This is a genomic window from Bacillus sp. FSL H8-0534 (genome assembly GCF_038005885.1).
In the GTDB taxonomy this organism is placed as follows: Bacteria; Bacillota; Bacilli; order Bacillales; family Bacillaceae_G; genus Bacillus_A; species Bacillus_A pseudomycoides.
This window is the reverse complement of the sequence record NZ_JBBOUC010000002.1, coordinates 163,391-187,891: the sequence shown is the minus strand read 5'-3', so window position 1 is coordinate 187,891 and position 24,501 is coordinate 163,391. Positions and strand designations below refer to the sequence as shown.

The following is a 24,501-nucleotide window of genomic DNA, read 5'->3' as shown; positions in this document are numbered from 1 at the left end:
GGTGATAAATTTGGTGTCATTTTTTAAAGAAGCAAAACTAGTTTGCCATATTTGTTTTAAAGAAATTGTTGAAGGGGAAGAATTTATTGTTCGGTTGAACTTACCCACTAAATCAAGAATGCCTGTCGGGGTATTAGATAAAGTATTAGTAAAAAATGCGAAAGAGATTTTGTGTGATCGATGTAATCAGCAGAATACGTCCGAATAATTAATTGTAGCGCACCTTGAAATATTAGATAGCTAAATTTTAATGCCTGCTTATTCAATGATGTATTGAAGTAGTTTTTAACGCTTTTATATGATGGTGTCATGAGTTCTAATCAAACTTTTTTATAAATAATAACTCTAGATGTATTGTGTAGGAATTCGTTTTGATTAATCTTTTTCAAAATGGATTCTTTTTATTTGTTGCAAAATACACGTTCAATTAATATTTTGATCAAACTCTATCCTATCAACATATTGATGGATTGTTCTCACACTCAATTGATTGGAATTTGATTGAAAATCATTATAAAGATATGTTACGTGTAGTGATGTCAATTAAAATGGGACGGATTCATCCTTCCACGATTTTAAATAAGTTAAATACATATAGTAAAAAGAACAAGTTATATCAAGCTTTTCGAGAGTTAGGTAGTGCAATTCGCACTTTATTTTTGTTAAATTACCTATCTAATGAAAAATTGAGAAGTACAATTCAAGCAGCTACAAATAAAAGTGAATCTTTTAATGGATTTGCGAAATGGTTATTCTTTGGTGGAGAAGGAATTATTGCAGAGAATAATCGGGAACGTCAAAGAAAAATCATTAAATATAACCATCTAATCGCTAATTGCTTAATTTTTTATAATGTATTTCAACTTACACGGATTCTTCATGAATATATACAGGAGGGAAATAAAATTGATGCGGAAGTATTGTCTGATCTGAGTCCCTATGTAACATTCCATGTGAACCGCTTTGGAAAATACCGACTAGATTCTAATAGACGTCCTCCAGATATTGAATTTGATATACCTGTATCACCGATTCCAATTGAAGTAGCTGGTTAATCTAAGCAAGAGTGGAGGATAACTCATATAACCTCCTCTCTTGCTTTACGTTTGTGAGTGGCTCCAAAAAGAAGGAATCGTAGCCGTACCCCCAATAGCTGCCTAATTTTTCTGTCTAACTTTCCGGGTTCAGTTCATTATATTTTCTACTTTGTCTTTATATACAATGTATTCTTTCCCATCCACTACTGCTACCACCGCAAATTCATCTTTTGGATTGAACGAAAGCCAGTCAGCCCACATGTTTGTATTTGGTCCTCCACTCCACATGTTATGAACAGTGTTTTTAGTTAAATTCATAACTTTATAAGACGCATTTGGTGCATTTGTTCCAGTCTTTATTTCAAATGTGTATGCGTTATGAATTTTTTTATAAAAGTAGAAAACGTTTGATGGACGAAGCTGATTCATAAGATCCTGTTCTTTTTTCTCTGCAATTTTCATCCCTTCTTGTAATGTGACAACATCTGTTCTTAATGTTTTCCAACTGTCTTTAGCTGAATTCAAGTTAGGGTTTAAGAATTTATATCTATTTTGATCAGCTTTTTGAGATGCTTTATCAATATGTCCCAGTACACTCGAATATTGAGAGTCTAAATCATCCCATTGCGTGGACATATAAGTAAGAGCAGTGATAGCATTATCAATCGTACTATGCATATCACTAATATTATGAAACGCAACTCCAACTACACGATTTAATGTTATTTTATAATCTACAGTCTTACGTAATTCTGTTAATGTAGGCTCTAATCGGCCTAAATTATCTCTTGCTGTACCTATCATTATACCACCAGAAATCAGCGTGGGAATAAAAGGGATCTTTACCATTGTTAATCCATCAGATTCTAATTTTTTATAATAGTTTACTTGTCCTAAAACTTCATCTAAACGCTTTTGGTCAGTCTCCACATCAGCACCTTGGTTTTTTAAAATCGATTGCAATGTCTCTTTATGGCTTCCAAATGCTCTAACATCTTGTCCAATATCGTCTTTTAACTTAGTTAATTCTTGTATTAATTTTTGTGCATGCTCTTGGTTTTGTTGAATTTCACCTCGTAAATCTGTAATTCCTTTTTTTAAAGTATCTTCATTCCCTGTATTAATCGCCTCTACTAATGTTCCATAATGATTATCAAATTTTGTATCATATTCAATAATGTCTGTCAATGTATCTAACAGCTGTTTTTTCACTTGCGTATCCCATGTAACAGCATGTGCTCTTGCATTCTTTTGATCTTGTACAATTTTAATAGGCAAATCTGCATACCCATTAATAGTAATTCCTTCAAAACTCACATCTGGATTATTGATTAATAAATAAGAATATTCATTCATAGATTTTGCAAACATCCCAGCATCTTGCAAAGCTTTTTTCATTTGTTCTTCATTTGCTGAAAGAGACATATCTCCAGTGTTAGTTTGTTCAATTTCACTTGCAAAGGCTGTTACTGGTGTAACTACATTAGCTGTTGTAATAGTTAAAAACGTTGATACAGCGAGTATTTTGTAAGGGAGTTTTTTCATCATTTCATATTCCTCCTATATAGGTTTTGATTGTAAGTTTATTTCTCCTTTAAAAGCGATATCTTTTGAAGCTAGTTCTGCATCGCTATGAATATCATTTCAACTTTGTTTAGCAGCCTTTAAATCATCAAGTATTAAAGAAAATTTATAGTGAAAGGCGAAGTCTTGAATCAGACTTCGCCTTTTCGTTATATAGGGATTTACTAATTATTTTATAACCATTTAACAATGTAATCATAGATTCTCTATGTTTTGAGTAACTTTGCAACGGAACCAATATTTCCTTATTTTTGCGGAGTAACAGATTCCACTTTTAATTCTTTTATCCCTTCTTTTAATGTGACAGCATCTGTTCTTAATGTTTTCCAACTGTCTTTAGCAGCATTCAAGTTAGGTTTTAAGAATTTAAATTTATTTTGATCAGCTTTTTGAGATGCATTATTAATATGTCCCAGTACTCCCGAATATTGAGAATCTAAATCATGCCATTGCGTGGACATATAAGTAAGAGCATTAATAGCATCATCAAGTGCCTTATGCATCTCACTAATATTAATATAGGCAACTCCAACTACACGATTTAATGTTATTTTATAGTCTACAGTCTGACGTAATTCTGCTAATGTAGGCTCTAACTTAGATAAATTATCTCTTGCTATACCCACTATGATACCGCCAATGATCGGTAGGCCCAAAATAGCGCCCTTCATTACATTAAATCCATCAGACTCTAATTTTTTATAATAGTTTACTGAGTCTAAAATTTGTTGTAGACGCTTTTCATCGGCCTCCACATCAGCACCTTGGTTTTTTAAAATCGAACTCAACAGCTCTTTATTGCTTCCAAATGCTCTAACATCTTTTCCAATCTCGTTTCTTAAGTTAGTTAAATCGTCTATTAATTTTTGTGCAGACTTTTGGTTTTGTTGAATCTCACCTCGTAAATCTGTAATCCCTTCTTTTAAAGTCTCTCCATCTCCTGTATTAATCGCATCTACAATTGTTTCATAATAATTGTCAAATGTTGTATCGTATTCAATAATGCCTGTCAATGTATCTAAAAGTTGTTTTTTTACTTGCGTATCCCATATAACAGCATGTGCTCTTGCATTCTTTTGATCTTGTACAATTCTGCCAGGTAAATCTACATATCCATTAATATTAATTCCTTCAAAGTTCACATCTGGATTTTTAATTAACATATAAGAATAGGCATTCATAGATTTTGCAAATAACCCAGCCTTTTGCAAGGCTTCTTTCATTTTCGCTTCATTTGCTGAAAGAGACGTCTCTCCATTGTTCGTTTGTTCAATTCCACTTGCATAAGCTGCTACTGGTGAGACTACAGAAGTTGTTGTCAAGGTTAAAAATGCCGATGCAGCGATTAGTTTGTAAGGGATTTTTTTCATCATTTCATATTCCTCCAATATAGGTTTTGATTGTAAGTTCTATTCTTGTTTAAAAGCGATGTCTTTCGAAATGAATTCTGCATCTTTATGAATATCACTCCAGCTTTGTTTAGCAGCTTTTAAATCATCAAGTATTAAAGAGAATTTATGTTCTTGCATAGAGTCGATATTATCATGTAAATCTGTATAATTGGCCCCCATTTTATTCCATTGTTGTTGGATGCTTGTTAGAGACAGTATTGCTTGATCCACTGTTTGATACAGATCTGTCAAAGTTGCTTTCGCGTTAGTAAGCGAAATAACTGCTTGGCTAGCAAGATCGGCTTTCGTACTTAATTCTCCGATTTTTTTAGAAATTTCGTTATAAGAGTTCATATGATTAGACGCCGTGACACCAGCTGCTGTTCCTAAACCAATACCAGCTGCACCAAGAGCTGCAAGGCCACCAACAACAGCTGGTGTTGCTGTACCGCCAGTCACAACAATTACTACTCCTCCTGCAATGGCTGCAGCAACTAAAATGAATGCTCCTAATCCACCACCAATTGACCATGCTAATACATTGTTAAAATGCTCTGTCTGAGTAGAATGTAGCTTCTCAATTTCAGCTTGCAGTTGTGGAATCAGGGCATTATTTCCGGCTAATAGTGCCGTTAATCCACCTTGCCCATCTGGGCCACCAACATTATTTTTAAACCCTGTAGAATTGTCATACAGTTTTGCTTTAAAGTCTTGTAACATCTTAATTACTTCTGTAACTTCTTTTGAATTTGTATTAATTGTAGTGATTAGATCATTTAGGCCCTCTTTTAACTCTGCTTTATCTTTCTTTTGTACAGCAGCTTCCAATACATCGTAATAATTTTTAAATTGTTCATCGTAATTTACAATATTACGTGCTGTTTTTTGAATCTTCGGCTTCGCTGTATCTAACCAATAATTCGCATTGATTCGTGACAATTCCTGATTAAGGTGAATATTTTTAATTAATTCTGCTCCTTCTGAACCTAAATCAATATTGGATAAATTTATATTTGGTTGTTTAATCATTGTTTTTGCGTACAAATCCATTACAAGAAGATTAGATCCTGTTTGAGCTAATGCTTTCTTCAGCCCTTCAGGCCCTAACTCATAATTCCCTACTTTTTGTTCTTGAGCGGTCTGTTCTTGTGCAAGTACATGAATAGTGTTACCGTTCGTAGCAGTTATAAATGTTGCTAGAGTGGCTACAGCTAACACTTTAAATGGAAGTTTTTTCATAACTATTCTCCTTCTCAGTTTTTTGATAGATTCTTATAATCTTTATATTTTTTCATTAAATTCATAATATTAAAACTTATTAGCTTGTTCTTCAAGATAACTTGTTACATTTTTTAATTGTCTTAATGTATCTTTTTGAGACTGCTGGTCAGTTGTATCAACATTAGTAGATAATTTTGTAATATTATTTTTGATTAAATTCAAATCTTCTTTATAGCGTTTTAGTAAGTTAAGTTCTACATCTACTTGATTAGCAAATGTATGTAAATCATTTTGCATAATAAGAAGCATTGATTTTTGTAAATCTGCTACTGTTAGGTTCTTTGTTAAATCATAAAATTTTTGGTTTTGTGTCTCTAAATCAGCTAAATGTGCTCGTTGCTCTGCTGTTAGTTTATTTACTTCAGCGAAGGCACTATATGTTTTTTTAATTTTTTCAGGGTCAATAACTTTCGTAAGGTCATACTCTTTTGTCTTTGTAACTGCAGCTGCAGCTATTTCAGCTTGTTTGCTTTTCTCAATTGCTTCACGAGCTTCTTTTTTGGCAGCTTCAATCTCTAAAGCAGATTTACCTTTTTCTTTCGCTTCTTGCTCTGCTTTTTTCTCTGCTTCTAAAATAGAGTTATTAATTTCTTTTCCTTTGTTATACGCTGTCACCGCTGTTTGAGCAGCCGGTTCAATGATATCTTTTGAAAGATTATAGACTTCTTTGAATATAACAAACCCTTGTTCATTTAAAGCTCCTGGTAACAACGCTATTTGTTGTAAATCACCCTCAATTGATTTTTGGGTATTTAGTAATTCATTTTTTAGCTGGTCGATTTTCCCTGTTCCATCTGAACTTAGTACACCTTGCGCTTTTGTCACATCAGTATCGAGATCTTTAAGTTTTGTATCAAGCTGTAATTTAAGATCTGTTAATTCATTAATCTGACGTTGTACGTTGTCTTGGTTCGTCATAGCCATGTCCTGAAGAACTTCTAGCCTATCCAAAAATCCTTCTTTATCTTCTCTATTGTCTACAAATCCTTTTAATGCTGGATAGTAGCTATTAAATTTAGTTACAAATCCTTTACTTTTTGAATTTAATAGAATTAATTTTGGATAAAGTTCCGTTGACCATTCGTTCATATCTTTCTTGATTAGATCTTGGTTCGTATTTAAAGATGGGACTTCCACAAGCTGTACATTAGGACTCATTAAAGCTTGATCTATATATGTTTGGATTAATTTAGATTGCGCACCTAATTTTCGTAATGATGAGGAAATATCCGTGTTCTCTTGTTGCGTTTCTGCCTTAACGATTGGCGTTGCGAGAGCATTGATAGGAATATTCGCCCCAGTAACAATGGATGTTATTAAAAATCCTGTAATTATTTTATTTTTCATTCCGTACACCTCTTCACTATTGTCTTTTTAGAATCTTATACATACATCTTGAATGACCTAGCGCTAGGCTCTCTCCTTGCACACGCTTGAGGACGGAGAATTCTTTCAAATAGAGTGTTCAACTCTCGTTATTATTTACTTCTCATAGAATATAAGGACCTTACTTCCCCTTCATTTAAATACTATGTTTTTCACAAGTAAACAATAAAATTTCATCACCTATATTTGAATTAGCTTCCAAATGAATAGTATAATATTTATTTTTCTCCGGAGTTGCTGCTTGACTTGCAGGAACCCAGGTAGATAAACCTATTGCTCCTACAACTAACCCTGCCATGAATTTTTTGAAAGTAATTTCATAATGTTTCTTCTAGTTTTGCCAGCAAGAGCCCTACAAGATTGCAAAAGATGAAATTATACGGCACATTGCTTATACTTTCACCTCGGAATAAAATAAGATCATTTTTGCTTTGTAGAGACTTAAAATTCCATTTTGTACAAATGTGATGATTCTAGATTATTCCTAAACTAAATTAACTGAGTATTATGAAAATTACCTTAACATGAGGTTACTTGCAACTTTATTGCACTTTTATTAGTACAATTTTCTCTCCTCTTAGTGGTCATACCAATTACACCTTTATTAAAACATTAAACTTTTAATGCGTAAATAGTAGAATTTTGTCGATTATATTCAACAATCTATTTATAGCGTATTGATGTAAGTAGAAATGTTATATTGCTATAATTATTATTTAATATATTTCAAGTAATTGCGATAGTTACAACTTGATATATCTAATTATAAAATAATTATTTCAATCTACATACGAAATTTACTAAAATTTAATTGTTTTTTAACATAATTTAATCATATTTTACACAGTAACCCTCTTTACTCGGATATGCAAAATTGCATACCCGAGTAAAGGTTTAAATAACATGCGTTCTTATAAATAGCTAGCTGTAGAGAAAGAACAATTTTTGTCTACACCCTTTCCCCCATACTCATCGAGTTAATATTTTGAAGTATCTCCAAAACAAAAATTTTCTCTTTCATAGTTATTTATAATAATTCAGCTCATTTTTTTCGTCTCAGAAAGAAAAAATTTGAGCAGAAATAGGGGTAGCACCATCGCTATCAAGCTAACAAGACAAAATACCCCCTAAAATGAAAAAAGACGTTATTCTTTCTGAGAAATCATAGGAAAGGATAACGTCTTTTTATCAATGTGACGGTATCCTATATGAAAAATTAACACCGTTCCAAATGTATATATTGTATATAATGTACATAGTGTGTATAATGTGTTCATAAGCATTTAAGACGCAAGGAGTTGAATCATGAGAATCTTACTATCTAATAAGTCTAAGTCTCCTATTTATCAACAAATCATTGACCAAATTATATTACAAGTATCAAATGGAACATTGAAAGAAGATGACGCATTACCTTCCATGCGTTCATTAGCTAGGGACTTGAAGGTAAGTGTTATTACTTCAAAAAGAGCATACGAAGAACTTGAAAAAGCAGGTTACATCTACTCTATAGTGGGGAAAGGCTCATTTGTTGCAAAACAAACAAAAAAACAACAAGTAGATGAACCAAGTGATCCAATACGTGAAAAGTTCAGTACAATCGTTCGAGAGAGTAAGGCTAATCATTTATTAAGAGATGAGTTAATACAGATTATTAATCGTATTTATGAGGAGGAATAGAAATGGAAAACATTGTAGAACTGAAAAATGTTTCAAAAACATATAATGGATTTTCCTTAAAAAATGCATCGTTCAACATCAAAAAGGGGTTTGTAACAGGATTTATTGGTGCAAATGGCGCAGGAAAAAGTACAACAATTAAACTAATTATGGATCTTATTAGCAAGGATAGTGGGGATATCAAAGTTTTTGGTAAGGATTATCAAAAGGATCAGGTTTCTATTAAAGAGCGTATTGGATTCGTATATGATGACAATAACTTTTATGAAGATATGACAGTTCATCAACTTAAAAAATTCATTGCTCCAGCTTATAAAAAATGGGATGAAAATCTCTTCCAATCCTACATACGAAACTTTGAGTTACCGACTAACATAAAAATGAAAAAGATGTCTAAAGGGATGAAAATGAAGACTTCCCTAGCGTTTGCACTTTCACACCATGCCGAATTTATTATTATGGATGAACCGACTTCTGGACTTGACCCTGTATTTCGAAGAGAAATTTTAGACATCCTTTATGATTTAATGGTCGATCAAGATAAAACAATCTTTTTCTCTACGCACATTACAACTGATTTAGACCGTATAGCTGATTATATTGTATTTATTCATAATGGAGAAATTGTGTTCGAAAAAGATATGCATAGTATTTCTGAAGAATATGCAATTGTAAAAGGGGATACAGCCTTACTTACACCAAAAATCAGGGAACAATTAATTGGGATTCGTGAAACAAACATCGGATTTGAAGCACTTACAAGTAATACACTACATACACATACTCAACTAGGGAATGATGTGTTAATTGAAGAAGCGACGTTAGAAGATATTATGTACTATACAAAAAAGGGGAATATTCAATATGTATAATTTAATATTAAAGGACTTTCGATTGCAAAAATTAATTATATTATTGTATTTGATTATCATATGCTTTTTTATTATGACATTTGGGAGCTTTTACTTAATGGTCGTTTTACCGGTTGGTTCTTATGTGATAAATCTACATTATTACGACGCAAAGAATAATAGTCACAAGTTTATTAACAGCCTTCCTTATAGTAGAAAATTAATTATTATGTCAAAATATATAGGTACAATGATGTTCATGCTTATAGTGGTGTCATTTTCTTTATCGATTCAAGCGATAATTCAGTTTGTATCTCCGACTTATGGTCAAATTGCAACTCCACAGGAAATTGTGATTAGTATTCTTACTGCGATGTTGTTTACATCTATCTACTTACCATTTTTCTATCGCTTTACCAATAAATATTTGATAGCTGCTGTCAGCATTATTTTTCCTGTATTTGTTGTTTTATGGAGAACAATTGAGGCATATGTAAATATTACTGACCTTGCATATAGCTTCACTACACAATTTACTATTAATCAACTAGTTATACTTGCTTCAATCGTTACCATACTTATATTTATGGGTTCTTACTTCTTAACAGTGAGAATTTATAAACATACTGATTTTTAAAAATTTTTTTAACAGAAATATAGAATACCTAACAAGTAAAACGTTTCTAAAATTAGAAACGTTTTTTATTATATGGTTCTACCTCTTGTAAAGATGCCTTTTTCTTTGGTACCCTACCTGTTTATAAAGGTATACTTTTACAGACGAGTTGAAGGGCTCACTTAAGACTACATACAACAAATCTAAAACGTACATTTTTAGGACACAGTTTCTAGAGTGAGTTTTTGGGGAAGTTTACAGCAAAAAAAACAGCGAAAATTGATTAATACCCGATTGTTCAGAAAATACTTATTTTTGAGAGGTGATAGCTACAACAATTATATAGAGAAGTATGATATATTTGAAAAAGCGCCCTGTTTACAGGGCGCTTCACTTTTACCTAATGACTAATATTAGCACTTGGGTATAATGTTGTTCCTCCAACTGAAACTTTAATTTCATTTGTTAATGGAACATTTTGTTCATTAATAATTGTTCTCCACCATTCCCATGCAAGACCTGTACATTCTCTTGCTACGACTTTTACATTTTTTGAATTCGGCGGAAGTGGTATAACTGTATTGAAATGAGCAGTTCTGTCTCTTCCGTTTCCTTCCCAGGTTTTATGGGTTAGTACTTCTTTACCATTTTTATCATATGAGAATTCATCCCAAGATACATCAAATTGAGCAACATATCCACCAGTATGATCAAGCGTCATTTTAGCACTAGAATATTCTGTAGTTGTAGTCTCTATATAATCTGTATTGTTATGAACAGCAGCAGTTGCGTTATCTTTTAAGAAAGTGCTTGTATATGAAATTGGGTATGCTGGATTTTTAGAACTTAATTCTGCATTATCTTTAATGATATTTCGGATTTCATTAAAATCTTTTGTAACAACCTTGTTATGCTCTTTTGCATCTCCGCCTAATACTACAGCGGTAAAGGTACTGTCTTCAAAAATATCTTTGTACTGTCCACTCGCTTCAACGCTTTGATTCTTAATTAAGGCTTTAAAAGCAGCTTGTACATCTTTACTCTTAGATGATGTTTCTAATTTCACATAAACTGTTCTACCATAAGCTACATTTGATACCATAACAGGCGGAGCCGCCTTACTTATCCCTTTACGAGTTAACTCGTCAAACGTAACACTATTATCAAAAAGGTCTGATGGATTGTTAGGTAGTTCTGCACTTACGGTATAAAAGATTTGCTTATATGCCGCAACCATCACTTTTTTCTCTCCATTTGCAACAGCATTAAAGTCAATGTTCAGTGCATTGTCAAGATATTTAGCGTTAACATTAAGAGCACTTGCTATTTGAGATTTACTATACACCATAGATTCTGTATACTGCATTCTTGCAGGTAACGTATGTGTTTTTGAATACTTTTGATTCCAAGTAGATACTAATTCATCTACTGCACCAGACACATTACCATATGTAGGATTTTTGACAGTAATTGTATTGTCTTTTCTCATGCCAGGTAAGTCTATACTAATATTCAAAGGTTTTCTCTTAGCTACTAACAAACTAGGTTGATTATCTGCAAAAGCTTTATTTGCAAGTTGTACTGCTCCTGGATATGTACGATTAGCCACAGAATCAATAATCGAAATATCGACTGGTGAAGTTGTAAGTGATTTTTTCTCACGTTCAACTACTACAAATTTACCATTTGAATTTGTACTTTCTTTTGGAACAAAACTCTCTACTTTATCACCATTTACTGCTAAAACCTCTTGATTATTATACTTAAGATTTGCTATACCAGTATCAATGCCACTTGCATTTTTTGTTGCACCAGCTGAATTACCTGTTTTTGTTTCCGCAAAGGAAATAGATGAATAACTAATAGTGCTTAAACTAACTAATAAACATGCTAATAATTTGATTCCTTTAACACTTTTTTTAATTTTCAAAAAATTCATTCCCTTCTTTTTTTCGTATTAAGGTATGATAATTGTTTATAAATAATTGCTGAACAATGAACTTACATTACTGCTTTTAAAAGCTCTTGTACGAATGGAAGTAATCCACCGATAAATTTTAAAACTGCCATTGCGATTGCCATATGATTTCCTCCTCTCATCTGTACCTTAATTCATCTTCGCTATACAGATCATTTGTATAAATAATTGTGCTGAATAATGAACTTACATTACTGCTTTTAAAAGCTCTTGTACGAATGGAAGTAATCCACCGATAAATTTTAAAACTGCCATTGCGATTGCCATATGATTTCCTCCTCTCATCTGTACCTTAATTCATCTTCGCTATACAGATCATTTGTATAAATAATTGTGCTGAATAATGAACTTACATTACTGCTTTTAAAAGTTCTTGTACGAGTGGAAAGATCCCACCGATAAATTTTAAAACTGCCGTTGCGATTGCCATATGATTTCACCTCCTCTCATCTGGACCTTGATTCATCTTCGCTACACAGATCATTTGTATAAATAATTGCTGAATAACGAACTTACATTACTGCTTTTAAAAGTTCTTGTACGAGTGGAAAGATCCCACCGATAAATTTTAAAACTGCCATTGCGATTGCCATATGATTTCCTCCTCTCATCTGTACCTTAATTCATCTTCGCTATACTACAGATCATTTGTATAAATAATTGCTGAATAACGAACTTACATTACTGCTTTTAAAAGTTCTTGTACGAGTGGAAGGATCCCACCGATAAATTTTAAAGCTGCCATTGCGATTGCCATATGATTTCACCTCCTCTCATCTGGACCTTGATTCATCTTCGCTATACTACAGATCATTTGTATAAATAATTGCTGAATAACGAACTTACATTACTGCTTTTAAAAGTTCTTGTACGAGTGGAAGGATCCCACCGATAAATTTTAAAGCTGCCATTGCGATTGCCATATGATTTCACCTCCTTTTGTTGTTGCTACGATGTGATCTATATTATAGTAAGCGCTTATGCTTTATCAATACATCCTTATATGCAATATTGCATATAAGGATGTAGCAGGTTCCCTTTCTTTGTATTGTTAATAAGGGGTACGACATGTTTCAAACATTATTAAGTTGTATTTTTGAAATGAAATAGTCTAGATTTTCAGCATTGTCATAAAGTGTACTTTTTGAAATAACATATAAATTTATAATGAATCAATCTTATTCCCCCTTTTCGGGGATTTAGGAAAAATTACCCTATTAGTACAAAAATCTGTATAGAATTCTGTATAAAAAAGCCCTGCATATAAGCAAGGCTTTTTCTATTTCCAAAATTGCCACCACTTTTTTTGTTGGGTGGCTGCAATCAATTTTTTAGTCTCCTGGTTTTCACGGATCATAGCCATTAGGTTTTGATCACGTTCATTAATTTTTTGAAAATCCTGTTGTTGTTTTTGCTGTTCAGTTAACCATTCCTTTAAATTTTCTTCATGTTTTTTTAGCAGTTCAGATACTCTTTCAGCAACAATTCTATCCAATTCCTGAATGGCTACAACTCCTTCTCCTACTTGGATCTGTTCAGGTTGTTGTTTAGTTATTTGGATAGGTTCAATGTCTATATATTCAGGTAATCCTTCTTTACTGAGGAGCTCAATAATTTGTTTTGTTTGGAGGTTTCTTTTATTTCTCATTTTAGCTATAAATTGAAAAACAGGTATACATTCTTGATGAATTAAATACTTGTTCTTTTCACCTTGTTGGAAATTTAAAAAACTACTGTAGGTTTGACAGTTTCGTTTTATAGTCATAGCTGATACTTTTATTTCCCTGGCTACTTCTTCAGCTGATAACCAGTCTTTTTGTTGCACTGTTCAGATCACCATCCTTCTAAACATCTAAACATCTGAACAGAAAAACAAGGGTTTCCTTGTTTTTCTGTTTAGATGGATATTTAGATAATATACAAATAGTTTAACACCTGAACATCTAAACGCAATATATAAAAGAATTACTAGAAAGTAAAATAGAAGGATAGATCTTAAGTCATGCACAGAATGTTAGTATCATGGGGACTATGGGAATATCTAACTTCTTATAATAGGACATTATGTAAACTCTCTACGAATACAATATTCATTATAAAATATAAAAGCAAAAACAAAAAAAGGGAGAATCTAGTAGTGAAAAAAAACTTTGAAAACGCACATCGTTTCTGTTCTCATAATAGAAATGCTTTAGAAACAGATACTATATGGGGTAGCATCAGGATTTTGCGGATTTACAACGTCAAGGTAGAAATCCCTGTATCAATAGGGTTTACTCTATTGATACTTAACTGATTTTGCTTCAAATAAGGTTTGCGACTATCTCGTATGACTTGTCTTAAAATCCTTATCGTTGTTAAGTTATTCATTTTTAATACTATAAACAACTTAACGTTGTAAATCCGCATTTTCGGGACGCTACCCCTTAATGGCGGTGGGCGGGCTTTAAAACCCTAAACCTGAAAAAGCTAAAAGTTCCGCAAGGAACAGGTAGTATTTTTGGTTTTTTACTGCTCCACTTCGTTACTGCAGTAAAAAACAATCCTTGCCAAACTTTTTTCGGCTCGATTCGCTTTTTTCGCCAAGCCGAAGGACAAAAAGCAAAGCAATTGTTCTCGACTTGGACTAGCAATTATACGAGCCGAACCGCTTAGATCATTCGTTCAAAAATAGTTCTTACTCAAAATTTTGATACGTTTAGTACGTGGGGTTTCGTCCCCACACGACGAGCCAGCACTCCAAACAAAAAGCAAGGAAACCCCTAAATTCGGTTAATTTGTTTTTTAATATAAATACGGTATGTAGAATTTTACATTTATTTTTATGAAAAATAAAATATAATACCTACAGATTTAACCAAAATCACTTATAACGCTCTATCTTCTTCTTTATAATCACTTAGCTGAATTGAATATAATTGCATTAATTCGTCCCCTATCTCATCATACAAACGAATCTGAGCACCCGCTTTTTTCCTAAACGCAAAATTTGAGTGATTATTTTATTCAACTTTAGATTTTGGCTCTCCAAATCATTTAAACATTGCTTTTCTTGTGATAATCCATTCTTTTCTTGTACCATTTGGGGGCAGAAAGAATTTAACTAATTCCCATGTATATTGAGGAAATCGCATTCGCTTGCCTAACAATAATTCTTGATAAGTATCTTCAATTGTAATTACAGTCATTTTATTCCTTCTTTCATTAATAATACTAGCCAGCCTATCCATAGTATTTAGAAAAAAATAGCGTATTTTTTCATTTTAGTGGATATTGTGTTTTGTTAATTTGATGAGGATGTGTTGAGACGCCTATTAGGGCATCAATTCAGCAATTGTAATAGTTCCTAGTTTCTTATGAAAAAAAGAAGGAACTAAAGAAGAATAAACAGGCTTTCCTTTTTTCTTGTTCTTATTGTGATATATCTTGAACCAATAGACGGTTGGATACTCTCTTACAAACATTTCTTGTCCTAGGTATGTTGTTTTAAGCATACTATTTACTTTTGAGTCTGAAGATTCAATTTCAGGTGTTTGTAATGCATTGGTATGAATACTAGGGATGTTTTCACAAACTGCTGATTGAAGACTGCTTATCATAAGTAAAAAAGAATTATGAGTAGTGCCAAAGATTCTACAAACCATAGGTCTTTTATTGTATACCGTGCAGATTCCATTATTTTCATCTAATACGGGGCAGGGGAATTGGAAGCTTTCTGTTAGTTGATATTGTTCTACATCTTTAGAATCAACTTTTCTCTTATCCTAAAGACTTGTATCCTCTTCTAATCTCTTGTATAATCCAGGATTATTGATCCGTAATGAATCTAAATGTTTAAGTGCTTTTGTAAAAACAGCTTCAGCAAACCCTATGCCAATATTGGATATTTTTTAGAATCTAACTTTATTATTTACCACAACAAGGTTTCTGTTTTTTTATAGTTGTACGTTTTACCATTGCCTCTTTCCACTCATGTTTACATTCTTCACAGAACCACCATACAACCATTTTTGAATTAGGAGTATATCCGTAAGGGTCTCTTTTATTTTTTGTAGGATGCCATTGCTTTGCTAAATGTGGATAGTGATTACCAAAGCTTTCCTCTGGTAACACGCGTGTCTTTGAGCAGTACGGACAGCCCTCACCATGATGAGTACGTCTATTAATTCCCATTTCCCAGATATGCCGTTCATCCTTCTTGCACTGCCATGTCACTTTTTTCCCTGATTTAGGTGCCAACTGCCATGGGTCTACTCCCTCATTCAATTTTGAATGTAGCTCTGAGAGCAATTTTGGATGTAGGGCTGCAAAGCTCTCTTCTGGCAACACGCGTTTTTTGGCACAATAAGGACAGCCTTCTCCTCTTATACGATACCAAACGGGCATATCCCAGATATGGTTCTGTTTCCTTTTACAGCGCCACCATACTTTTTCCATAGGTTTTAAGAATGGATCATCAGGATCAATTCCCTTGTTTTGTTCATAACACCATTCATCTATAAGTTTAGGATATTGAGAAGCAAATCCATTTTCAAAGTATGTTCTTGTACCTGCACAATATATACAAGTTGTTTTTCTATTCACTCGATAAGCAATACTCGTTTTCCATACGTGCTCTGTATTGTTTCGACACATCCAATACACAGATTCTTTGGAGTTTGGTAAAACATCATTTGGTGTTAAATCTCCATTTAATGTCGGATGCCATTCTGCCGCGATTTCTGGATATTTACCCTGTAATGAAGATAATTGATTTAAGATTTTGTTTCGGCAAACTGGACAACCTTTGTCTTTTCTTCCTGTTCTTTTAGCTATTTCCTCTTTCCATTCATATCCGCATGAACAAATCCACCAAGCTTGAACATCTGATCCATATGTAATACCGTATGGAAGGGCTTCTTTATTTAATTTTGGATGCCATTGCGCCGCTATATCGGGGTGTGTTGTGAAAATGGAGTTGCAAATCGGACAATCTCTCCCTCCATTTTTTCGTTGTTTCACAGGCGCTTCCCACTCATGTCCTCGCTCACATTGCCACCATACAACTTTGTGAGAATTAGCAGAAATATGTTCTGGACCTACCACACTATTTAATGTCGGATGCCATTCTGCTGCAATTTTTGGAAATAACACTTTTAAACTTTTTTCTTTTTTATTAGTACGGTACTGACTCAAGATTTCTAACCGATCATTATACGAAGAAATAGATTGCATGACTTTTCGAATTATGTCCTTCTTCTTTTTATAAATTGATGGATATTGTTTTTGAAGATGTAAATCCAAAGAAATAAAAATTTCGAGAATCACTCCATCTAACGATGAATAATAACGCCCCTGCGAATAATAATGAGTCAATAATAATGCTTCATGTAACTGTATAATTGGTAATCCATCAGAACGTACTCGGATTAGTTTGACTCCCTCTTCTTTTAGAACGTAATTTTTCTGTTCATCATTTTCCTGTTGTCTTTTTCTATCATGAAAAGGTCTTCCATCATATTCCACAGCAAATTGAACAGACGGAATATAGATGTCTATTTCTTGTTTTTTATCTTTAAAGGCTTCATGGTAAAATTTATTTTCAGTGTCTTCCATCGCTTGTTTCAAGTAAAAATGAATTGCCTGTTCTGGAAAAGATGTCTTTTGCCCTTTCCAACATCTTAGACATCCTCGATTTAACCGATCTACTACTCTTGTTTGCCATGTGTGGCTTTCATCAAATCGGCATTGCCACCATACGCGTTTTGATGAACCAAACACTACTTCATATGGTGTTAGCTCTCCATTTAATGTCGGATGCCATTCTGTCGCAATATCAGGATAAACAGTTGCTAAGCAGTTATCATCACATACTTTTTGATTACTACAATACGGACACCATGTATTAAAATTTTTAACATTATTAGGTGTTGCTTCAAACCTGTGTCCTTTTCGGCACTCCCACTCTAGAGGCGTCATAATATTTATATAAGTTTCTGATAAACACTTACCATTATTTAGTTGAGCAAGTTTACACATATCTTTAATCGACAGTCGATTACGTGTTGTGCTTTTGGGTAATTTTTGCGAAAGACTCACTTTTTCTTCTTTCAGATCTTTGAGTATCTGTTCCACATATCCAGGAGTTAATTTTCTGACTTTAGCACAGAATGGACACCAGCTATCATACGATTTTAAATCGTTCAAACATTTTTGAAAGATATGACCTTCCTTACACTTAAAAAATAACTTTTGCTTATTATTAATGTATCTTTTGGATAAGCAGACTCCCCCCTTGGCTTGGGCGAATTTTTGAATTTCTCCTATATCCTTCCTTATAGGCACTTTCTCCACCCCCTTCCTGATTGGTTGATAACACCTAAGTTTTTAAAGAAAATATACCTTGTTGCAATGGTATATTTTGGTCTATTTCCCCCTCGATTTTTTTATGTTTTATTTTCATGCCTCTTCACAAGTCGGTAAAATGTAGCTTTTGTTAGATTCGCTTGTTTCATTGCCTCAACAGCGGTTATCGTACCTGTTTTCCAAGTGTTATAAGCAGTGATAAATTCATCTGTAATTTCTGCCTTCGGTCTTCCGAGATGTTTTCCTTGTTTCTTAGCCAGATGTATTCCTTCTTGTTGTCGAACTTTTATCTTTGATCGCTCTTCTTCAGCGAGCCACGAAAGAATTTGAAGTACTAGGTCAGTAATGAGATTTCCTAAGTTGTCCTGGTACTTAGTTGTATCTAATAAAGGCATATCAATTACAATGATGTGGGCTTTAATATTTTTAGTGATATCCTTCAATTCATTTAAAATCGCTTCTTTGTTTCTCCCAAAACGATCTAATGATTGTACATACAAAATATCTCCTTCCCGTAACATCATTTTTACAAGTTGATATTTTTGACGATTAAAATCTTTACCAGATTGTTTATCAATGAAAATATCTCTTTCATCAATACCAACTTGCTTCATTGCTTCTAGCTGTCTACCTTCGTTTTGATCTTTACTACTTACACGGATGTATCCGAATTTTCTGTTATTCAAGGTATCAGAATCTCCTTCTCTTGATGTTTTATAATACATATTATAACAAATTAGTTGCAAAAGGTGTCCGTATTTTAGAAACGTTTCAAAAATGGATTTTTGAGGTTTTGGAACTGATATTTCATGTAATTTCGATAGTATCAAAAGGTGTACCTTTTGAAGGGGTTTTATTATTTTCTACCTGTGTTATTCCACTACAATAAAACCAGCTGTTAAGAAATTAACAGCTGGTTTTAGAAAAAGCAAAATTAAATTTAGTTATTATCTTTCATATAAAAAATTAAATTGACTCAACGGCTTCTTGCGAAATGGATTTAATGGCTAAATTTATAGTACAGAGTTGGTTTTCCGTATATGAATACTCATTTTTATGCAGATGGATGTGCTGAATACGGTCAATATAAGAATCTATGCTTTTACCTAAGAGTTCTTTCAGGCTTTCTAAATGAATACGGTATTTTTTTGTAACACCGATAGAACCAGCAGACTCCTGTAAAGAATATGTTTCAAAACACTTTAAAATTTGGATTAACCCTGTATCTTCCGCCATTTCTTGTTCTAAGAATGTAGTGATCTTGTCTTTTGCTGTCGGATCAAATTCCCGCCAGCGAAATAATACGTTAGGGAGCTCAGTATTTTTGGGGTAATCTGGGTTCGTGATCCACTCTTCGATTTTGCCACACATTTCTTTTTCTAGCATTTGGAACTGAGTTGGCGAAACATGTTCCGTTATGATAATATCCTGTTCTTCTTTGAAATACGCACCGTTCAATTTACCAATTGATCGGAAAAAGGACACTAGTACTCCCATTTGTACAGGATTATGCTGTATCACATCATTCACCAATTGGAACCTTTCTTCTTGTGTACTTCTTGATTTATATAGCTGAAAAAGAATACGATTTACTCTTGTTTCAGTTGAAAAGTCAAATAATCCCCCTTTTGCTTCAGGAAACTTACCACTGTACGTTAATAGTCCTTTCATAATAAATGCTGCCTTTTCACTTTCAATAGATTGTGTATAATCTTCTAAACGAGTGAGAAAACGAATAACCTTATTTTTCTCTAATAACGTATCCAAGTACGTAGTGAAGTCACTTAAGTCTTTTAATTGTTCTAACATGGTCTCGATTTCTTTTTTCGAGACTTCATCCGATGTCAAACCAAGCTTAAAGTAGATTGGGAAGTGATCAGCTGTACATAGCCTTTTTTGCATATTCCATTGACTTAAAAAATCGGGTCCATAGGAAATATTTTTCAAGAGATTACTCATCTGAGGGAATAAGGTTATGATAAATTTATCGATATCAAACGAGTATGCTGAGCAAGTTTTATCAACAATTTGTTGATATTTTCTTTTATTGCTCTCTTTCTTTTCAGCTTGGTAATAATCACTAGAGTGAAAAGATAAAATATCCACTACGTTGAATTAGATCATCCTCTTTGCGAGAAATAGGTTTATCGGTAAGAAACATGCAATCACTCCTAATATATAGAAATTATTCCTATCTTTTATTATAAAAAAATGTTAAACGTAAGTGAACAAATAAGGTAGCAAGCATGAAAAATCCCTTTATTTAAAATGGGTGTTTCGAAGTCTTGGTTCATGTTCAATCAGAAAAACAAAAAGAACTTGTAGGAATAACTACAAGTTCTTTTTTAGATTACAGCGAATACACGGGACACACAAAATATCTCATTATTCATAACGGGGAAACCATCTTACATATGGCTTGATTCCATTATATAACAAATGATAACATTTCATGTTCTAATTTTTGAAAATTATGCGAATTAAGAAAACAGGCATGTCATTTTCTCTTCCTAAAGAATTCGTTTATTTATTTTGTATAAATAATTTTACATTAATATCTTCATTGTGATTTGAACCATAACTTTGCCGTTTCGGCAAGGTTATGGTTCTTTTTATTTGCGGCAAAGTTATGCTTCACAAAAATATAATATTACATAAATAACATAATTTCTCTTGTACCAATTTCAATGCAATATATTTTGATTTATTGTAAAATAGTAAGTGGAAAGAAAAGGATATTATTTTATTATTAGGCTCTGTTAATATTAATTGTTGACTTTCGAACAAAAGAAAACCGCCTCTTATAGAGAGCAGTTTTACTTATATTCATTCTTATGCAAATTCTGAAGCATATTCTTCGTATATCTTTAATGTATTAAGCAATCGAGCTGATTCAATCATGATTTCGCTCGATGAATCAGTTACACAAATGACAATAAATCGATTATCATTTCTGTCTCCAAACAATCCTTCTGATTCAAGTTCCATTAACACATTTAACGATTCTTTCAACAGTGTATTTACCCGCATGTTAAAGTCATCTTCGACGGTTTCATGATATTTCTTAATAATTTTGTTCACTTCATCAAACATTCCGAAATCGTCCCATTCGCTCCACTCAACAGCTCCATATCTATAATAATTGTATAAAGGGTCCGATTTATTAACTTTGATCAGTCTTTCTTTATTAGCCACTGGTCCAATGCTATTGACACAATCGTCTGTTAATATGGAGTACCCATATATTGTGTCAACACCGCACCTAGTTATAAGTTCATTATAATGACAACGAATTGCATTTTTCAACTCAACATATAAACTTTCTTGAAGATGCATTTTCACCGTATTTCCTCCGTTCTTTTTGTAGCGACATGTTGTTACATACTTCAATCTTAACATGAAAATCAACATTAAACGTTAACTGAGCCTATTATTAAAGCGATATGTGATATGAACTATAAGTTTGCCAGAACGGCAAACTTATGCTTCCAGGATTTGAAGAATATTTTTAATGTCGCTTTTAAATAAAGTCATGGTGTTTATAAAAAAGACGCGATGTTTTGTCCCTTTGGACATGTTTATCTAAAGGGATGTTTTTATAGTGAAAAGAAAATCTGAACTGAAAGGCGGATTAAGGAATTGTTGAGTAGCAATAAAGTTACTCCACTAAAGGGCCAGATTGTGAAGTAATACCCACTCGAGTAACTTAATTCAAATGGGTTCTTTTTATTCTATAAATTAATTAAACAAATCATAAAAATTATTTTTAATAAAGTTCAATTTTTTATTAATATTATTTAAAAATATGTTAAACTAATGTTAATAAAAGTAAATGGAGGACAAAGCTGTGGATATTAACAATATTCCAAACTGGATTTTAGCCTTGGAAAATGAGGATTTAGAGTTTGTTAAAAACTTAGTACTTCATTCGGGTTCTTTAAAAGAGATTGCAAAGGTTTATGAGGTATCATACCCAACAGTAAGACTTAAACTTGATCGATTAATCGATAAAATAAAAATGAATGATGCTGTAGAAAACGAGGAATTTATTAAATTTATCAAGAGCCTGTCGATTGATGATCGGATAAGTGTAGAAGATGCAAAATTGATTATTGAAAAATATAAACAAGAAAGAGATGGGGAATAATGGTTCTTATTTATGCTGGTATTTTAGCTGTTCAATTTTTCTTATCAAATAGAAACAATATCTATTGGGGGGCAATTTTACCAGTAGTACATATTGTATTTCTGACATGGTTGTTTATAACGAATCGTATTGAAAGTACTATTGGTTTTATCCTTTATCTATTATTAGGAATGCTTTTCTTATGTATAGAATGGAAACTAGGTAGAAAGTATTTTCATAAGAAGATACAAAAAGAATTGGATAAAATGAAAACCCACGACATGAAATAGAGAAATAGAGAAATGATTAAACTTTTTTATAAAAAATTATTCACTAGCAACAAATAACCCAAGCATTTTGATCAAAATTTTTTCGAAATGTTTGGGTTTCTTCTGTTGAAAAATCAATTTTGTAGCATGCTTTTAATCAAACTTTATTACGAACCAACAGCATTCACGGCAAACTTATGGATTAATAATTAATCCCCGGCAAAGATATGCTTCTTTTAGCGGCAATTTTATAGGTAAAGTCACATTCATCATAATAAGTTAGTTAAAATATAAGTATATGTAAATAGAGAAGAATATAGCATTCTTACAGAAAGATATATACATCAAAAATGTATATATAGTTATACGCAACTATCAGTTGTAAGGATATTATCCCCCCATCATTTGTGTATACTAAATCATACTTGTATTCAACTTTGATGCTTCCACTCTGATAAATACTTAATACTATAAACCCTCTTTAGGTAGACACATCATATCTTTTCTCCCCATCCTCCAACGCATCATTTCACCTTATGAGATTCTAAATACTTATTGTTGATCAAATAAAAGAAACTGCTAGATATTACACCTTCTTCCCTTGAAGTATCAACATATACTTTATCGGCTCTATCCTCCATAGATTCCATACATATGGATATCATATCTGCTTGCAATTCACTAAATCTATCTTCAAATTCCTTTTACGCAGCTAAACCTTTAACTTTTTAAAAATTTAAGATACTTAGTATTCTTCGGATTCCCAAAACATCTACCTTCTGATTTTTTATTGGCAATGCTAAAAAATTCTTTTGCGGTTTCTAAATCACCTAATTCAAAAGCAACTTTTCCTGCAATAAATTCCTTATCACCGGAATCTATACGTGCAAATCCAGTTAAAAATATTTTATCTGCCCACTCCTTTGCTTTTTTTAAATCATTTACCATAAAACAAGTGGAGATAATATCCTTAACTAAATGGTAACTCTCTTCACAATAAATACCTTTAGGATTAGGTATTATATCCCATGCCTCTTCTAATAACACAATAGAATCATTATAGTTACCATTATTAAATTGTTCATTGCTTTTTTCCAAAAGACTTTCGAATTCTTCTTTTATAGGTGATTGTAAAATAGCCATATTTATCCTCCTCAAATCATATCCTTTATCAATTCAAAATACTTATCATCCTCATTAAAAAAGAGTTTATAGCCTTCTAAAATGTAAGCTCTTAACAGATACTCCTTAGCTTTATCAAGCTCCCCACACTCGAATAAACTCTCTCCAAGTCTCAGTAAAATAAATGGATTTGAAATACCATCCGGACAGTTTAATGCATTATAAAAATTGCTTTTTGCTTTCTCATACTCACAATTTAAAAAATAAGTATCTCTTAATGCTGTATAAATCCATGTACTTGTTTCCCAATTGTTCTTCGGTAACGGAACCAAATCCAGAGCAGCTATATAGCTCTCTATTGCTTTATCATCTTTTCCTTTTTCAACAAAAGCATTTCCCTCGTTACATAATTTTACAATTCGGTCATACACTTGATCGTTGAGTTCCAATATAAATTCCTCCCAATAATTATTTATTTGGTGGCAAGTAGGTTTCATTTAACTTTGCACCTGCGGATCGATTTAAACTATAATGATCTAATACATAATTATTGGAGTCTAACATCCATTCTCTAACCTCTGGGGACTTCGCTCCATAATATCTACCTGTACTGTTCCACCATGAAACTGCATCAGTTAAATGAGCCATATCTGCTTGATCTATAGGATACCATTTATTATCACTTGCCATAAATTCTATTTCACCATCACGTGTTGTACGGATTTTTGGTGGAATTTCATTTTCCATTCTTTCTATTACTTCTCTACCCGTTTTGGAGCCTTTTCCAGGCGTATTCCCCATTATTTCCCTTCTTAAGTTGATGGGCATGGGGTAC

The 24,501-nt window shown here is 32.7% G+C and carries 20 protein-coding genes and 3 pseudogenes; 7 read left to right on the top strand and 16 right to left on the bottom strand.

Going from position 1 to position 24,501, the window contains the following annotated elements:
- The first annotated feature begins 13 nt into the window (after positions 1-13).
- Positions 14-208 carry a hypothetical protein gene (locus MHH71_RS27930; protein ID WP_006097346.1) on the top strand — a complete coding sequence of 65 codons (195 nt, stop codon included), beginning with the start codon at positions 14-16 and terminating at the stop codon, positions 206-208.
- A 241-nt stretch (positions 209-449) separates the two neighbouring features.
- Positions 450-1,055: pseudogene (locus MHH71_RS27925) on the top strand (Tn3 family transposase); the annotation flags it as partial.
- 129 nt (positions 1,056-1,184) lie between these two features.
- Here the strand turns inward: MHH71_RS27925 and hblB are convergent.
- From hblB to hblC, 4 genes are all read right to left on the bottom strand, one after another.
- Positions 1,185-2,585 carry a hemolysin BL regulatory component HblB gene (hblB, locus tag MHH71_RS27920; RefSeq protein ID WP_078212193.1) on the bottom strand — a complete coding sequence of 467 codons (1,401 nt, stop codon included), beginning with the start codon at positions 2,583-2,585 and terminating at the stop codon, positions 1,185-1,187.
- Positions 2,586-2,866: 281 nt separating this feature from the next.
- The gene (hblA, locus tag MHH71_RS27915) at positions 2,867-3,994 is read right to left on the bottom strand and encodes a hemolysin BL binding component B (RefSeq protein ID WP_018780621.1); all 1,128 of its coding nucleotides are present in this window, start codon (positions 3,992-3,994) and stop codon (positions 2,867-2,869) included.
- Between the two features lie 36 nt (positions 3,995-4,030).
- On the bottom strand, positions 4,031-5,251 hold the full coding sequence (gene hblD, locus MHH71_RS27910) for a hemolysin BL lytic component L1 (RefSeq protein ID WP_340725668.1): 1,221 nt from the start codon (positions 5,249-5,251) through the stop codon (positions 4,031-4,033).
- 69 nt (positions 5,252-5,320) lie between these two features.
- Positions 5,321-6,640: a hemolysin BL lytic component L2 gene (hblC, locus tag MHH71_RS27905; RefSeq protein ID WP_078212180.1), complete on the bottom strand. Its 1,320-nt coding sequence runs from the start codon at positions 6,638-6,640 to the stop codon at positions 5,321-5,323.
- Between the two features lie 1,344 nt (positions 6,641-7,984).
- Between hblC and MHH71_RS27900 the strand changes: the two genes are divergently transcribed.
- The 3 genes from MHH71_RS27900 to MHH71_RS27890 are packed head-to-tail and all read left to right on the top strand — an operon-like array spanning position 7,985 to position 9,847.
- A complete protein-coding gene (locus MHH71_RS27900) occupies positions 7,985-8,359 on the top strand; it encodes a GntR family transcriptional regulator (protein ID WP_006096960.1) in 375 nt (124 codons plus the stop codon).
- Positions 8,360-8,361: 2 nt separating this feature from the next.
- A complete protein-coding gene (locus MHH71_RS27895; protein ID WP_006096961.1) occupies positions 8,362-9,231 on the top strand; it encodes an ABC transporter ATP-binding protein in 870 nt (289 codons plus the stop codon).
- The gene (locus MHH71_RS27890; RefSeq protein WP_033799343.1) at positions 9,224-9,847 is read left to right on the top strand and encodes an ABC-2 transporter permease; all 624 of its coding nucleotides are present in this window, start codon (positions 9,224-9,226) and stop codon (positions 9,845-9,847) included. Before MHH71_RS27895 ends, MHH71_RS27890 begins: the two co-directional genes overlap by 8 nt.
- Before the next feature lie 379 nt (positions 9,848-10,226).
- On the opposite strand, the gene MHH71_RS27885 is transcribed toward MHH71_RS27890, so the two are convergent.
- The 8 genes and pseudogenes from MHH71_RS27885 to MHH71_RS27855 all read right to left on the bottom strand — a co-directional run bounded on the left by MHH71_RS27885 (position 10,227) and on the right by MHH71_RS27855 (position 21,491).
- Positions 10,227-11,765 (bottom strand): thiol-activated cytolysin family protein, encoded by a 1,539-nt coding sequence (locus tag MHH71_RS27885; RefSeq protein WP_340725667.1) that lies wholly within the window; start codon positions 11,763-11,765, stop codon positions 10,227-10,229.
- 1,318 nt (positions 11,766-13,083) lie between these two features.
- A complete protein-coding gene (locus tag MHH71_RS27880) occupies positions 13,084-13,629 on the bottom strand; it encodes a DUF3967 domain-containing protein (protein ID WP_006097560.1) in 546 nt (181 codons plus the stop codon).
- Positions 13,630-14,836: 1,207 nt separating this feature from the next.
- Entirely contained in the window at positions 14,837-14,992 is a 156-nt protein-coding gene (locus MHH71_RS27875) for a hypothetical protein (RefSeq protein ID WP_167535696.1), read from the bottom strand.
- 126 nt (positions 14,993-15,118) lie between these two features.
- Positions 15,119-15,514 (bottom strand): annotated as a pseudogene (locus tag MHH71_RS30735) (YkgJ family cysteine cluster protein); the annotation flags it as partial.
- Between the two features lie 196 nt (positions 15,515-15,710).
- Positions 15,711-17,918: a zinc-ribbon domain-containing protein gene (locus tag MHH71_RS27870; protein WP_006097563.1), complete on the bottom strand. Its 2,208-nt coding sequence runs from the start codon at positions 17,916-17,918 to the stop codon at positions 15,711-15,713.
- Between the two features lie 311 nt (positions 17,919-18,229).
- Complete coding sequence (locus tag MHH71_RS27865) at positions 18,230-18,835, bottom strand: recombinase family protein (RefSeq protein ID WP_006097564.1); 606 nt, start codon at positions 18,833-18,835, stop codon at positions 18,230-18,232.
- Positions 18,836-19,115: 280 nt separating this feature from the next.
- A complete protein-coding gene (locus tag MHH71_RS27860; protein WP_244268570.1) occupies positions 19,116-20,096 on the bottom strand; it encodes a hypothetical protein in 981 nt (326 codons plus the stop codon).
- A gap of 885 nt (positions 20,097-20,981) precedes the next feature.
- Complete coding sequence (locus MHH71_RS27855; RefSeq protein ID WP_033799525.1) at positions 20,982-21,491, bottom strand: DUF4303 domain-containing protein; 510 nt, start codon at positions 21,489-21,491, stop codon at positions 20,982-20,984.
- 505 nt (positions 21,492-21,996) lie between these two features.
- Here MHH71_RS27855 and MHH71_RS27850 point away from each other — a divergent pair.
- Positions 21,997-22,296, top strand: coding sequence for a DUF2089 family protein (locus MHH71_RS27850; protein WP_016104021.1), 300 nt, complete (start codon positions 21,997-21,999; stop codon positions 22,294-22,296).
- Entirely contained in the window at positions 22,296-22,565 is a 270-nt protein-coding gene (locus MHH71_RS27845; protein WP_006097569.1) for a hypothetical protein, read from the top strand. Before MHH71_RS27850 ends, MHH71_RS27845 begins: the two co-directional genes overlap by 1 nt.
- Before the next feature lie 379 nt (positions 22,566-22,944).
- Here MHH71_RS27845 and MHH71_RS27840 read toward each other — a convergent pair.
- The 4 genes and pseudogenes from MHH71_RS27840 to MHH71_RS27825 form a co-directional block, all read right to left on the bottom strand.
- A pseudogene (locus tag MHH71_RS27840) lies at positions 22,945-23,209 on the bottom strand (DUF600 domain-containing protein); the annotation flags it as partial.
- A 55-nt stretch (positions 23,210-23,264) separates the two neighbouring features.
- Positions 23,265-23,687: a hypothetical protein gene (locus MHH71_RS27835; RefSeq protein WP_006097570.1), complete on the bottom strand. Its 423-nt coding sequence runs from the start codon at positions 23,685-23,687 to the stop codon at positions 23,265-23,267.
- A gap of 11 nt (positions 23,688-23,698) precedes the next feature.
- The gene (locus MHH71_RS27830) at positions 23,699-24,115 is read right to left on the bottom strand and encodes a hypothetical protein (RefSeq protein WP_033799526.1); all 417 of its coding nucleotides are present in this window, start codon (positions 24,113-24,115) and stop codon (positions 23,699-23,701) included.
- A 19-nt stretch (positions 24,116-24,134) separates the two neighbouring features.
- Positions 24,135-24,467: a GH-E family nuclease gene (locus MHH71_RS27825; protein ID WP_006097572.1), complete on the bottom strand. Its 333-nt coding sequence runs from the start codon at positions 24,465-24,467 to the stop codon at positions 24,135-24,137.
- Positions 24,468-24,501: the final 34 nt, after the last annotated feature.